We start from the raw sequence: 13,094 nt of genomic DNA, 5'->3' as shown, positions 1-13,094 counted from the left end.
TTTTGCTGTCAGGTCACACGGCGTTTTTATTGTGAACTCAGACTCCTGGGATGCGAAAAAGTTTACGCTGCCAGCAACTCTTTCGCGTTTGCCAGCGTGTTTCGCGTGACTTCGCTGCCGCCAAGCAGGCGTGCCAGCTCCTGCAAACGCGCGCGTTTATCAAGCACCTGCATGTGCGTTTCGGTCATTTCGCCGTCGGTTTCTTTGCTGACAAAGAAGTGGTGATGGCCACAACCGGCCACCTGCGGCAGGTGAGTCACACACATGACCTGCGTTGATTCGCCAAGCTGGCGCAGCAAGCGCCCGACAACGGCGGCGGTCGGGCCGCTGATCCCCACATCCACTTCATCGAAGATGAGCGCCGGGGTTTCCATTTTACGCGCGGTGATCACCTGAATGGCTAATGCGATACGCGACAGCTCACCGCCAGAGGCCACTTTAGCAATAGGCTGAAGCGGCTGGCCAGGGTTGGTGGTGACGCGAAATTCAATGCGGTCCGCGCCGTCTGCCGTGAGGTGCTGTTCTTCAAAGCTGACGTCGATAGTAAAGATGCCGTGCGGCATAGAGAGCGCATGCATGCTGTCGGTAATAAGCCCCGCCAGTTCCTGTGCGCTGTTGAGGCGCAAAGTATGAAGCTGACGCGCGGTTTCCAGCGCCAGTTCGTGATGGCGTGATACCGCGTGTTTCAGGGTTTCCAGCGAGTCGCTTTGATCGTCGAGTTGCTGCTGTTCATCGAGCAGCGACTGGTAGAAGTCGGGCAGCGCTTCTGGCGAAATATGGTGTTTACGCGCCAGCGCGATTTGCCGCGACAGGCGTTGCTCCAGTTCATAGAGGCGATTCGGGTCGAGATCGAGACGGTCACAGTAGTGACGCAGCTCATCGCTGGCTTCGCTTAGCTGGATGGAGGCTTCTTCCAGCATATCGAGCACGCTTGCGAGTTTGTTGTCCATGCCGACCAGCTCCGTGGTGAGCTGTTTTGCGGTGTAGAGCTGGCTTAGCAGGTTGGCATCTTCACCGTCAGCCAGCAGCGCCAGTGCATGCTGGCTGGTGGAGAGCAGTTGCCCGCTATTCGCCAGACGCTTGTACTCTTCGTCGATTTGCTCGTATTCGCCCGGCTGCGGGTTGAATTCGATAAGCTCTTTAAGCTGATATTGCAGCAGCTCGGCGCGCGCGGCGCGTTCCTGGCTTTGCTGCTGATGCTGCGCTAAATCGCGGCAGCTTTGATGCCACAGATGGTAATGGTCGGCCATCTGGCGGGTGAGGGCGGATTCGCCCGTATAGCCGTCGAGCAGAGTTTTCTGATGTTCGGGTTTGACCAGAAGCTGGTGCGCATGCTGGCCATGGATTTGAATCAGCAACTGGCCCAGTTCGCGAAGCTGCGACAGCGGCACGGCGGTGCCATTGATAAAGCCGCGTGAGCGCCCGTCGCTGCTGATAACGCGGCGTAGCAGGCATTCGCGGCCATCTTCAAGCTGGTTTTCTTCAAGCCAGCGCAGCGCGGCGGGCGTGTCTTTCAGGGCAAAGCGAGCGCAGAGATCGGCACGGCTGGCACCTGCGCGCACCATGTCGCCTTCCGCGCGGCCACCCAGGCACAGACCGAGGGCATCAATAGCAATAGATTTACCGGCCCCGGTTTCACCGGTGATGGCCGTCATACCGCCGTTAAAGTCGATTTCAAGTTCACGAACGATTGCGAAGTTGCTGATGGTCAGTTGTGCCAACATAGCTGCTTTCCTGTATGAAAAACCATAACTGTGTTTTCATACAGTATAAACTGGTTTTTTATACAGTAAAGTGCTGTTGGCAAATTTAGAACAATTTTTTTGACCAGCCCAGCTTGGTGCTTAATGTGTTGAAATAGCTGTAATCTTTCGGATGAATGAGATTCAGGTGATAATCGCTGCGACGAATTAATACATCTTCCCCTTCCTGAATCGGCAGGGCAATCTGGCTGTCACAGCTGATCTCCAGGTCATTGCGGCGATGCGAGAAACGCAGCCGAATGGTGCTGCTGCTGTTAATCACCAGCGGACGCGCCGAGAGCGTGTGCGGGAACATGGGCACCAGGGTGATGGCATCCAGCGATGGCGTCAGAATTGGACCGCCTGCCGAAAGGGAGTAGGCGGTAGAACCGGTTGGCGTCGAGATAATCAGGCCATCGGAGCGCTGCGAGAAGGCGAAGGTTTCATCAATATACACCTCGAACTCAATCATATGCGCCACTTTACCCGGATGCAGAACCACCTCATTAATGGCGGTGCTGATGCGCTTCTGGCAATCCTGCTGACAGACCTGCGCCTCCAGCAGGAAACGCTTCTCGGTGATGTAATTGCCTTCCAGCACGTCGGCTAATTGTTGATGGGCGTTGTCCGGGTCGAGGTCGGTCAGGAAACCGAGGTTGCCACGGTTAATACCGATCACTTTAATATCGTAGCGTGCAAGGGTGCGCGCCGCGCCCAGCATATTGCCATCGCCGCCCACCACCACCGCGAGACAGGCCTTCTGGCCAATTTCTGCCAGCGTGCCGGTTTGCACGTTCTCCAGTTTCAGCTCTTTAGCAATCTGGCGTTCAACAATCACTTCGTAGCCTTTGGTGCTCAGCCAGCGATAGAGCATTTCATGTGTGGTCAGCGCGGTCGGATGGCGAGGATGCCCTACGATACCGATACACTTGAAATGATTGTTCATTTTCTGAAGGTCCTTGTGCCGAAGATTGATGACAATGTGAGAGCTTCCCTTGAAACGCGGAATCTTATCCCCATAATAAGCCAAGTTAGCGAGATGATTGCGAAAAAAAACGCGGAGAAATTCATGAGCAGTAAAGAACAGAAAACGCCTGAGGGGCAAGCCCCGGAAGAAATTATCACGGAACAGCATGATGACGTTGAAGCTGTAGAGTCTGACGCGTCTGCTGAGCAGGTGGATCCGCGCGATGAAAAAATTGCGAATCTGGAAGCTCAGTTAGCTGAATCCCAGACGCGTGAGCGTGACGGTGTGTTGCGTATCAAAGCGGAAATGGAAAACCTGCGTCGCCGTACTGAACTCGACGTCGAAAAGGCGCACAAATTTGCGCTGGAAAAATTCGTCAACGAACTGCTGCCGGTGCTGGATAGCCTCGACCGCGCGCTGGAAGTGGCGAACAAAGACAACACCGATATGGCGGCGATGATCGAAGGTATCGAACTGACCCGTAAATCCATGCTTGATGTGGTGGGTAAATTCGGCGTTCAGGTTGTTGACGCGATCGACGTGCCGATGGACCCGAACGTACACCAGGCGATTGCGATGGTGGAGTCTGATGACGTCGCAGCAGGTAACGTACTGATGGTGATGCAGAAAGGCTACACGCTGAATGGCCGCACCATTCGCGCCGCGATGGTTTCCGTTGCGAAAGCGAAAGCGTAACCGCACAGTCGCCCTGTTCCAGAAGCCCTCCTCGTGAGGGCTTTTTGTTTTAGATGGCTTAGGCCTGATATTTGTCCGCCGTTGCTGGCGTTTTATACTGCCTCTTCACAGGCTCACATGAAGAGGGACATTTATGCTGGAGTCGGATGTAAAGACCCGAGCGCTTCCTCCCGATGAGGTGGGGGTTTTGGTACGTCAGGATAAAACGCGCGACGATGTTCTTCGTCATTTCTTGCAACTCACCACATCACTTTTCCATATGCCAGCGGGTTACATTTCTGTGCTGGATGACAAGACGCGCAATGTGATCGTATCGCATCAGATTTCGATGGCACCGAAGCCACGACAGTTCACGTTTTGCCAGTATGTGGTCGATACCCAAAAGCCGGTCATTGTGCCCGATACGTTGCAGGATGCACGTTTTTGTGAGCACCCGATGGTGGTGGGCGACCCTGGGTTGCGCTTTTACGCGGGTATGCCGCTGACCTTTAAAAACGGCTGCACAATGGGCACCTATTGCGTGGTTGATACGGTTCCACGTGATTTAACCTGCGACGAGCTGGCCTCGCTGACCTTCATTGCAGAACTGGTTTCCAGCTTTATTGAGTCATGGCTGGATGTGGCGTTGACCGATCTCAATAGCGGCCTGCCAAATATGCATCAGTTGATCAATGACTTGCAGGATGAATCGTTTGCGGAAGAGTGCCCCGGCAACTCGCTGATGGTGATTGAGTGTATTGGCGTGACGCAATCTGACGATATCGCCCGGGTGATGGGCACCAGTCGGCTGAACACGCTGGTGAGAGATATTAGCCAGGCGCTGCTGCGGGTGTTGCAACTTTCGCGATGCGAAAAGCTGTATATGCTGAGCGCAGGGCGCTTTGCGCTCTATTCAAAACCCCTGACACCGCCTGACCGCCAGCGCCGTGAGCAGCAGCTAATGGCCCTGCAGGCGCATCTTTCTGATGCCGTCACCATTGATTTGAAGATCTACGTCGGCGAAACGGCGATTACATTGCCTATCTGCTCCGGACATGAAATTCTGCGTCAGGCTGAGAGCGCGCTGTATGAAGCCCGGCATAACCGGCTGCGCTGGGGGATTTACAATCAGGACGATGATTGCCGTCGTAACGAAGATTTTTATCTGCTCAACGACCTGACCGAAGCCATTCGTAAAGATCGCGGGCTCTATCTGGTCTGGCAACCGAAGGTATCGCTGCCAGCCGGGCAGCCGGTGGCGCTTGAAGCACTGATTCGCTGGAATCATCCGGAGCGCGGAATCATCCCACCCGGAAGCTTTTTGCCGCTGATTGAGAATACCAGCCTGATGGTTGAGCTCACCGATTGGGTGATAGATCACGCTATTATGCAGTTGGCGGAGTGGAGGCCGAAAGGGATTGCCTTACCCGCGTCGATTAACATTAGTGTGTTAGATCTCAAGCGGGATAACTTCACGCTGCGGCTGCACGATAAAATGGCGCTGGCCGGGCTGGATAACGGCATGCTGGGCGTGGAATGTCTGGAGACGGAGAAACTGTTGGCGAGCTCCCAGGTACTGGAAGAGCTACGCTTGTTGCGCCAGAACGGCTTCTCGGTCTCGCTGGACGATTTTGGCGCGGGTTACAGCAACCTGAATTATCTGCTGCGTATTCCGCTTGATACGATCAAGCTGGATAAATCACTGATTGACGATCTGCTCAAAGAGCCTTCGCGACGCGTCATTGTGCGTAACGTTATTCGCATGCTGAAAGAGCTGGGTTATCGGGTGCTGGCGGAAGGGGTGGAGGATGAATCCACCGCGCGGATTATCAGTGACTATGCGTGCGATGAAGCGCAGGGCTATTTCTTTGCGCGACCTAAAACGGCAGCACAGCTGGAAGCGTGGCTGGAGAAGTGGATATAACAACGGCCCCGAGGGGCCGTTTGGGGATGATCAGGACTGCACGCTTTCGCGTAACGGTTTCACCGGTACCACTTTGACCTGCTTAATCATGTTGTCCTGTACATCAAGAATATCGATATCGTACAGGCCAATACGCACGCGGGTGCCTGCCGCCGGGATCTCTTCCAGCGCTTCGAGGATCATGCCGTTAATAGTGCGCGCTTCGTCTTCCGGCATATGCCAGTTGAATGCTTTGTTGAGTTCACGGACGTTGGCACTGCCTTCAATGATGACCGAGCCGTCATTCTGCGGTGTGACTTCTTCCGCCAGAGTCGGTGACATCGACGTTGTGAAGTCGCCGACAATCTCTTCGAGAATATCTTCGACCGTCACCAGCCCCTGAATATCGCCATATTCATCGACCACCAGGCCGACTTTCTTTTTATTACGCTGGAATTTTACCAGTTGAACGCTGAGCGGCGTGCCTTCCGGCACATAGTAAATTTCATCGGCGGCGCGCAGCATCACCTCTTTGGTGAACTCCTTTTTCTCCTGCATTAAGCGCCAGGCTTCACGTACGCGCAGCATGCTGATGGCATCGTCCAGCGAGTCGCGGTACAGCACGATGCGCCCGTGCGGAGAGTGGGTGAGCTGACGAACAATCGACTTCCAGTCATCGTTGATGTCGATGCCGACGATTTCATTGCGCGGCACCATAATGTCATCGACGCTCACTTTTTCGAGATCCAGCACCGACAGCAGCATGTCCTGATTGCGGCGCGAGATTTGCGAGCGCGATTCATTCACCAGCGTGCGCAGTTCATCTTTGCTCAAAGAACTGCTCATCACAATGTCAGTTTTTATCCCCATCATGCGCATCAGCAGGCGGGTGATCATATTAAGCAGCCACACCAGCGGCATCATCAGAATTTGTAATGGGGCGAGCAGGAAACTGCTGGGGTAGGCCACTTTTTCCGGGTAGAGCGCGGCGATGGTTTTCGGCAAGACCTCGGCAAATACCAGCACCACGAACGTCAGGATACCGGTGGCAATCGCCACGCCCGCATCGCCGTATAGACGCATCCCGACGATAGTGCCCAGCGCGGAGGCCAGAATGTTGACCAGGTTATTGCCAATCAGGACCAGGCTAATTAAGCGATCTGGCTTACGCAGCAGTTTTTCCACGCGCTTCGCCTGGCGATTGCCTTGTTTGGCAAGATGACGCAGACGATAGCGGTTGAGCGTCATCATGCCTGTCTCCGAACCGGAGAAATAGGCGGAGATGACCACCATAATGATCAGTGTGACGATCAGTGTGGTGGTGGAGATATGTTCCAAAAGGTGTTCCTTAGTTGTGTCTAGCCGACAAGCTGTTGAATGACCCGGCTACCGAAATACGCCATGGTCAGAATGCCCGCGCCCGCGACGTTAAACCACACGACGCGGCGTCCACGCCATCCTTCATGATAGTGACCCCACAGCAGCACGATGTAGACAAACCAGGCCACGATAGAGAGCACGGCTTTGTCGATGTTCTCCATGCTGAAGAGGTTATGCATGTAAAACAGGCCGGTGCACAGGGTAAGCGTAAGCAACACCACGCCCACCTGCGTGATATGGAACATTTTACGTTCAATGCTCATCAGCGGTGGCATTTCGTGGCTGAAGGCTAGCTTTTTGTTTTTCAGCTGGTAGTCAATCCACGCAAGTTGAAGTGCGTAGAGCGCGGCGATAATCAGTGTCGCATAGGCGAACAGCGACAGGCCGATATGCACCATCATCCCCGGCGTGGCTTCCAGATGCGTGATGAATTCATTCGGGACAAACGTCGCAAAGGCCAGATTAATTAACGCAAAGGCGTAAACAATCGGCAACAGTAGCCAGCCGCGATTGCGTGAGGCGACAATCGTCATCACCGTACAAATCATCAGACTGACCAGAGAACCGACGTTGAGCAGGCTCAGATTTTGACCATTCTCGCCGCCGGGCAGAATGCGGGCTTCCAGCGCGAAAGCGTGGCAGATCAGCGCGATAACGGCAGAAAGAATAGCCATACGCCGCCAGCCGCTGTTTTTTTGCAGCAAACCGGGGATGATCAGCGCCAGGCTGATGGAGTAGGCGACAAGCGCGAGCAGGGCAAAAACGGGCATAGAGTGTGTCGGCAATCGTCAAATAGAGTGTCAGAAGGGCAGTATATACGCAAAATCATTCGAGTTGTATCAAGGCGCAGGGCGTTGGGCAAAACATCGGGCGCTTTGAGGTAAACCGCGGCATCACAACTCGGGCGCTGTCGTGTTATACTCCGGCAAATTTCTAATTTTGTGTCGCACAGCGACCAACCGTTTCCACCTTAGGCGAGAGACAATGTTTGATAATTTAACCGATCGTTTGTCACAGACGCTGCGTAATATCAGTGGCCGTGGCCGCCTCACCGAAGACAACGTTAAAGAGACGCTGCGCGAAGTGCGCATGGCGCTGCTGGAAGCCGACGTCGCGTTGCCGGTGGTGCGTGAGTTTATCAACCGCGTAAAAGAGAAAGCGGTTGGTCATGAAGTGAACAAAAGCCTGACTCCGGGTCAGGAGTTCGTCAAAATTGTCCGTAACGAGCTGGTTTCGGCGATGGGCGAAGAGAACCAGACGCTGAACCTGGCCGCACAGCCGCCAGCCGTGGTGCTGATGGCGGGCTTGCAGGGTGCGGGTAAAACTACCAGTGTCGCCAAGCTGGGTAAATTCCTGCGCGAAAAGCACAAGAAGAAAGTGTTGGTGGTGTCTGCCGACGTTTATCGCCCTGCGGCGATCAAACAGCTTGAAACTCTGGCCGAACAGGTTGAAGTCGATTTCTTCCCGTCTGACGTAGGCCAGAAACCTATCGACATCGTTAACGGCGCGCTGAAAGAAGCGAAGCTGAAATTCTACGACGTGCTGCTGGTGGATACCGCCGGTCGTTTGCACGTAGACGAAGCGATGATGGACGAAATTAAACAGGTGCATGCCGCGATTAATCCGGTTGAAACCCTGTTTGTTGTTGACGCCATGACCGGCCAGGATGCGGCGAATACCGCGAAAGCCTTCAACGAAGCGCTGCCGCTGACCGGCGTGGTGCTGACCAAAGTCGACGGTGACGCCCGTGGCGGTGCGGCGCTCTCTATTCGTCACATCACCGGTAAACCGATTAAATTCCTCGGCGTTGGCGAAAAAACCGAAGCGCTGGAGCCGTTCCACCCGGATCGTATCGCTTCCCGTATCCTCGGCATGGGCGATGTGCTGTCGCTTATCGAAGATATCGAAAGCAAGGTTGACCGTGCGCAGGCTGAGAAACTGGCCTCCAAGCTGAAAAAAGGCGACGGCTTCGACCTGACCGATTTCCTGGAGCAGCTGCGCCAGATGAAAAATATGGGCGGCATGGCCAGCCTGATGGGCAAACTGCCGGGCATGGGCCAAATTCCTGACAACGTAAAAGCACAGATGGATGACAAAGTGCTGGTGCGTATGGAAGCCATCATCAACTCCATGACCCTGAAAGAGCGCGCGAAGCCGGAAATCATTAAAGGTTCCCGCAAACGCCGTATTGCTGCCGGTTGCGGCATGCAGGTTCAGGACGTCAACCGCCTTCTGAAACAGTTCGACGACATGCAGCGCATGATGAAGAAAATGAAGAAAGGCGGCATGGCGAAGATGATGCGCGGCATGAAAGGCATGATGCCCCCAGGTTTCCCAGGCCGATAATTGCTTTAAAGATTGCAATTTATACGAAAATGAGTAAAATTTTCGGGCTTTTAATATGACACCGGGCCCCTTCCCTCGATGGGGCCCGGTTGTTCTATTCACACAAGAGGATGTTATGGTAACTATTCGTTTAGCTCGTCACGGCGCTAAAAAGCGTCCGTTCTACCAGGTTGTTGTTACTGACAGCCGTAATGCACGTAACGGTCGCTTCATCGAGCGCGTTGGTTTCTTCAACCCGCTGGCTAGCGAAAAAGAAGAAGGCACTCGCCTGGATCTGGATCGCATCGCACACTGGGTTGGCCAGGGCGCAACTATCTCTGATCGCGTATCTGCGCTGATCAAAGAAGCTAAAAAAGCAGCTTAATCTGTCACGGTGGTCATGATGAGCAAGCAACTCACCGCACAGGCACCTGTTGATCCCATCGTATTGGGCAAAATGGGTTCTTCCTACGGTATCCGTGGTTGGCTCAGAGTGTTTTCCTCCACCGAAGACGCCGAAAGCATTTTTGACTATCAGCCCTGGTTAATCCAGAAGGCGGGTCAGTGGCAGGTTGTTGAGCTGGAAAGCTGGCGCCACCACAATCAGGACATCATCATTAAGCTGAAAGGCGTTGATGATCGTGATACTGCGAATCTGCTGACTAATTGCGAAATTATCGTAGATTCATCGCAGTTGCCAAAACTGGAAGAGGGTGATTACTACTGGAAAGACCTGATGGGCTGCCAGGTAGTCACAACCGAAGGTTACGATCTCGGTAAAGTCATCGATATGATGGAAACCGGTTCGAATGACGTTCTCGTCATTAAGGCAAACCTGAAAGATGCATTTGGTATCAAGGAGCGGTTGGTTCCGTTCCTCGATGGGCAGGTTATCAAGAAAGTCGATCTCGCTACTCGTTCAATCGAAGTAGATTGGGATCCTGGTTTTTAAACCACCGGATAAACGGTAAAAGACGGCGCTATGTGGATTGGCATAATTAGCCTGTTTCCTGAAATGTTCCGCGCAATTACCAATTACGGGGTAACTGGCCGGGCAGTAAAAAATGGCCTGCTGAACATCCAGAGCTGGAGTCCTCGTGACTTCACGCATGACCGGCACCGTACCGTGGACGATCGTCCTTACGGCGGCGGACCGGGGATGTTAATGATGGTGCAACCCTTACGGGATGCCATCAATGCAGCAAAAGCCGCGGCAGGTGAAGGCGCAAAGGTGATTTATCTGTCACCTCAGGGACGCAAGCTTGATCAAGCAGGCGTCAGCGAACTGGCAACGAATCAGAAACTGATTCTGGTGTGTGGTCGCTACGAAGGTATTGATGAGCGCGTGATTCAGACCGAAATTGATGAAGAATGGTCAATCGGCGATTACGTTCTCAGCGGTGGTGAGTTACCGGCAATGACGCTGATTGACTCCGTTTCCCGGTTTATTCCGGGTGTACTGGGTCACGAAGCATCGGCAACGGAAGATTCCTTTGCTGACGGGTTGCTGGATTGCCCCCACTATACGCGTCCTGAAGTGTTAGAAGGAATGGAAGTACCGCCGGTATTGCTGTCGGGGAACCATGCCGAGATACGTCGCTGGCGTTTGAAACAGTCGCTGGGCCGCTCCTGGCTTAGAAGACCTGAACTTCTGGAAAACCTGGCTCTGACTGAAGAGCAAGCAAGGTTGCTGGCGGAGTTCCAAAAGGAGCACGCACAACAGCAACATAAACATGATGGGCAAGCGTAATACGCGCCCGATATATCAGTTTACCCAGGATAAGAGATTAAATTATGAGCAACATTATTAAGCAACTTGAACAAGAACAGATGAAGCAGGACGTACCTTCCTTCCGTCCGGGTGATACCGTGGAAGTGAAAGTATGGGTTGTTGAAGGTTCCAAAAAACGTCTGCAGGCATTCGAGGGCGTGGTTATCGCTATTCGTAACCGCGGTCTGCACTCTGCATTCACTGTTCGCAAAATTTCCAACGGCGAAGGCGTTGAGCGTGTCTTCCAGACTCACTCTCCGGTTGTTGACAGCATTGCTGTTAAACGTCGTGGTGCTGTGCGTAAAGCTAAACTGTACTACCTGCGTGAACGTACTGGTAAGTCTGCTCGTATCAAAGAGCGTCTTAACTAAGATTCGCGTAAGCGACATCCTGTTAGAAAAGGGCTGGCCGAAAGGCTGGCCCTTTTTTTTCGCGCTGGGCACTTCGTGTTAACTGTTTTGAGATAATTCATTTACAATATCCGCTCCTTATCGGAGGGTATTGTGAGCAGCAATCGGTTTCATGGTATAGCGCTAAAACGGCACGCGGCCTGGTTCGCGCTGTTTGCTATTGCGCTGATTATCGTGGCACCGCTCGTCTCCGTGTCGCTGCAAAAAGATCCGATGAGCGCGATGCCCGGTATGCATCATGCAATGGGTATGGATGCAGAGCATCACTCCTCTTCGCAGAGTATGCCAGTTGACCATGCCGAGGCCTGCGGCTACTGCGTTTTAATGGCGCACGTACCGGGGCTGATTCTGGCGCTGGTCATCCTGCTGTGCGGGTTGCTGCTGCGCTGCCGTGTCAGGCTGGCGCGGCCTGCGGTTAAACACTGGCACTATTTCCCCTGGCTTTTCCCTGATACTCGCGCGCCGCCGCGTCTGTCTGCTTTTCCTCGTTAAAACATAATAAATGGCGTCATGCGCCACGACTCTTTTCGTCTGCATTAAGGAAAAGTATGACAACCTGCACCTCACGGGCGGCATGGGTACACCTGCTTCGTCGCCTGCATTTTTTTATTGGCCTGTTTGTTGGGCCGTTTATCTTCGTGGCGGCGTTAACCGGCACGCTGTATGTCGCCACGCCACAGCTGGAAAATAGGCTCTACCAGCACGCGCTGCACGGCACGATGAGCTCCGAGCGCCTTCCGCTTGCCGATCAAATCGCGGTTGCGCAGCGGGCCTCCGGTGGTGAACTTCGTCTGCATGCGGTTCGTCCGGCGTTGACTGCCGGGGAAACCACCCGCGTGATGTTCGCCGATCCTTCGCTCGGCGAGTCTGAAAACCGGGCGATTTTTATCGACCCGGTGACGCTGGCCGTCACGGGCGATATGACCGTCTACGGCACCAGCGGTATATTGCCGCTGCGTCAGTGGATTGATTACGCCCACCGTTCATTACTGTTGGGCGATGTGGGGCGACTCTACAGCGAGCTGGCGGCATCATGGATGTGGGTGGCGGCGCTGGGCGGTATTGCGCTGTGGGCCGTTACCCGACCAAAACGCCGTGTTAATAACCGCTTCCAGAACACGCGTCGTGTGCACGTCACGCTTGGCTGGCTACTGCTGGCGGGGATGCTGCTCTTCTCCGCAACCGGGCTGACCTGGTCGCAGTGGGCGGGCGGCAACGTCGATAAGATGCGCGCGGCATTCGGCTGGATGACGCCGCAGGTGAACACGCAGCTGCACGGCAAAATGGAAATGGCAGACCCGCATGCGGAACATAAAGGCCATATGGCAGCCATGCCTGGCATGTCACCGCCGGTTATCGCCGGAGAAAAGTTTGATTCCGTACTGGCTGCGGCACAGCGAGCGGGTATTGATGCGTCTCTGCTGGAGATTCGCCCGCCGCGCAGTGAGGACCGCGCCTGGACGGTAACGGAAATAGACCGTCGCTGGCCGACCCAGGTGGATGCCGTTGCGGTAGATGGCACATCGCTTGCGATCCTCGACCGCACGCGTTTTGCTGATTTCCCACTGATGGCGAAGCTGACCCGCTGGGGTGTCGATTTCCATATGGGGATTTTATTGGGTTTGCCTAACCAGCTGCTGTTGATCGCTTTCGGGCTGGCACTGTGCGTAGCGATCGTGATGGGATATCGACTGTGGTGGATCAAGCGCCCGGCGCAGGCAGTAGCAGATCCGCTTCAGACCTTGTCTCAGAGCTGGCTGGCGTTATCCTGGGCCGGTCGCCTTATGACGTTGGGGATTGCTGTCCTGTTTGGGTTCGCACTACCGGTGATGGGCGTCAGTTTGTTGCTGTTTGTGGTCATTGACTGGCTGCGCTGGCGGAGTCATCAGGGAGCGACGCAAACGCAGCCAGTACAATAAGC

Annotated in this window: 13 protein-coding genes; 9 read left to right on the top strand and 4 right to left on the bottom strand. The window is 54.3% G+C overall.

What is annotated here, in order from left to right:
• Positions 1 to 62: 62 nt before the first annotated feature.
• Both recN and nadK read right to left on the bottom strand, forming a co-directional pair.
• Complete coding sequence (gene recN, locus AC1MKH_RS18845) at positions 63 to 1,724, bottom strand: DNA repair protein RecN (protein WP_276223322.1); 1,662 nt, start codon at positions 1,722 to 1,724, stop codon at positions 63 to 65.
• 85 nt (positions 1,725 to 1,809) lie between these two features.
• Complete coding sequence (gene nadK / locus AC1MKH_RS18840; protein ID WP_015963352.1) at positions 1,810 to 2,688, bottom strand: NAD(+) kinase; 879 nt, start codon at positions 2,686 to 2,688, stop codon at positions 1,810 to 1,812.
• A 123-nt stretch (positions 2,689 to 2,811) separates the two neighbouring features.
• Between nadK and grpE the strand changes: the two genes are divergently transcribed.
• Together grpE and AC1MKH_RS18830 are read left to right on the top strand one after the other, a co-directional pair.
• Entirely contained in the window at positions 2,812 to 3,405 is a 594-nt protein-coding gene (grpE, locus tag AC1MKH_RS18835) for a nucleotide exchange factor GrpE (protein WP_276223324.1), read from the top strand.
• Positions 3,406 to 3,592: 187 nt separating this feature from the next.
• Positions 3,593 to 5,308 carry a sensor domain-containing diguanylate cyclase gene (locus tag AC1MKH_RS18830; protein WP_276223326.1) on the top strand — a complete coding sequence of 572 codons (1,716 nt, stop codon included), beginning with the start codon at positions 3,593 to 3,595 and terminating at the stop codon, positions 5,306 to 5,308.
• Positions 5,309 to 5,338: 30 nt separating this feature from the next.
• Here the strand turns inward: AC1MKH_RS18830 and AC1MKH_RS18825 are convergent, their stop codons facing one another.
• Together AC1MKH_RS18825 and AC1MKH_RS18820 are read right to left on the bottom strand one after the other, a co-directional pair.
• Positions 5,339 to 6,625, bottom strand: a complete 1,287-nt coding sequence (locus tag AC1MKH_RS18825) for an HlyC/CorC family transporter (RefSeq protein WP_231826471.1) — start codon at positions 6,623 to 6,625, stop codon at positions 5,339 to 5,341.
• Between the two features lie 20 nt (positions 6,626 to 6,645).
• A complete protein-coding gene (locus AC1MKH_RS18820; protein WP_276223328.1) occupies positions 6,646 to 7,437 on the bottom strand; it encodes a cytochrome C assembly family protein in 792 nt (263 codons plus the stop codon).
• 214 nt (positions 7,438 to 7,651) lie between these two features.
• Between AC1MKH_RS18820 and ffh the strand changes: the two genes are divergently transcribed.
• The 7 genes from ffh to AC1MKH_RS18785 all read left to right on the top strand — a co-directional run bounded on the left by ffh (position 7,652) and on the right by AC1MKH_RS18785 (position 13,092).
• Positions 7,652 to 9,013, top strand: coding sequence for a signal recognition particle protein (ffh, locus tag AC1MKH_RS18815; RefSeq protein ID WP_276223329.1), 1,362 nt, complete (start codon positions 7,652 to 7,654; stop codon positions 9,011 to 9,013).
• Positions 9,014 to 9,128: 115 nt separating this feature from the next.
• Positions 9,129 to 9,377, top strand: coding sequence for a 30S ribosomal protein S16 (gene rpsP / locus AC1MKH_RS18810; protein WP_276223330.1), 249 nt, complete (start codon positions 9,129 to 9,131; stop codon positions 9,375 to 9,377).
• Between the two features lie 18 nt (positions 9,378 to 9,395).
• Complete coding sequence (gene rimM / locus AC1MKH_RS18805) at positions 9,396 to 9,944, top strand: ribosome maturation factor RimM (RefSeq protein ID WP_015963359.1); 549 nt, start codon at positions 9,396 to 9,398, stop codon at positions 9,942 to 9,944.
• Positions 9,945 to 9,974: 30 nt separating this feature from the next.
• Positions 9,975 to 10,742, top strand: a complete 768-nt coding sequence (gene trmD, locus AC1MKH_RS18800) for a tRNA (guanosine(37)-N1)-methyltransferase TrmD (protein ID WP_276223331.1) — start codon at positions 9,975 to 9,977, stop codon at positions 10,740 to 10,742.
• 44 nt (positions 10,743 to 10,786) lie between these two features.
• Positions 10,787 to 11,134 carry a 50S ribosomal protein L19 gene (gene rplS, locus AC1MKH_RS18795; protein ID WP_002914145.1) on the top strand — a complete coding sequence of 116 codons (348 nt, stop codon included), beginning with the start codon at positions 10,787 to 10,789 and terminating at the stop codon, positions 11,132 to 11,134.
• Positions 11,135 to 11,266: 132 nt separating this feature from the next.
• Positions 11,267 to 11,665 carry a DUF2946 domain-containing protein gene (locus tag AC1MKH_RS18790; RefSeq protein WP_276223332.1) on the top strand — a complete coding sequence of 133 codons (399 nt, stop codon included), beginning with the start codon at positions 11,267 to 11,269 and terminating at the stop codon, positions 11,663 to 11,665.
• Positions 11,666 to 11,721: 56 nt separating this feature from the next.
• Complete coding sequence (locus AC1MKH_RS18785; protein ID WP_276223333.1) at positions 11,722 to 13,092, top strand: PepSY-associated TM helix domain-containing protein; 1,371 nt, start codon at positions 11,722 to 11,724, stop codon at positions 13,090 to 13,092.
• Positions 13,093 to 13,094 lie beyond the last annotated feature (2 nt).

It is taken from the genome of Pseudocitrobacter sp. CD920760 (assembly GCF_057782505.1).
The sequence above is the reverse complement of the archived record's forward strand: the minus strand, read 5'-3'. Positions and strand labels throughout refer to the sequence as shown.

Coding starts and splice junctions, on each gene's coding strand:
- grpE (WP_276223324.1), top strand. CDS start 2,812: ATGAGCAGTAAAGAACAGAAAACGCCTGAGGGGCAAGCCCCGGAAGAA.
- AC1MKH_RS18785 (WP_276223333.1), top strand. CDS start 11,722: ATGACAACCTGCACCTCACGGGCGGCATGGGTACACCTGCTTCGTCGC.
- recN (WP_276223322.1), bottom strand. CDS start 1,724: ATGTTGGCACAACTGACCATCAGCAACTTCGCAATCGTTCGTGAACTT.
- rimM (WP_015963359.1), top strand. CDS start 9,396: ATGAGCAAGCAACTCACCGCACAGGCACCTGTTGATCCCATCGTATTG.
- trmD (WP_276223331.1), top strand. CDS start 9,975: ATGTGGATTGGCATAATTAGCCTGTTTCCTGAAATGTTCCGCGCAATT.
- AC1MKH_RS18820 (WP_276223328.1), bottom strand. CDS start 7,437: ATGCCCGTTTTTGCCCTGCTCGCGCTTGTCGCCTACTCCATCAGCCTG.
- nadK (WP_015963352.1), bottom strand. CDS start 2,688: ATGAACAATCATTTCAAGTGTATCGGTATCGTAGGGCATCCTCGCCAT.
- rplS (WP_002914145.1), top strand. CDS start 10,787: ATGAGCAACATTATTAAGCAACTTGAACAAGAACAGATGAAGCAGGAC.
- ffh (WP_276223329.1), top strand. CDS start 7,652: ATGTTTGATAATTTAACCGATCGTTTGTCACAGACGCTGCGTAATATC.
- rpsP (WP_276223330.1), top strand. CDS start 9,129: ATGGTAACTATTCGTTTAGCTCGTCACGGCGCTAAAAAGCGTCCGTTC.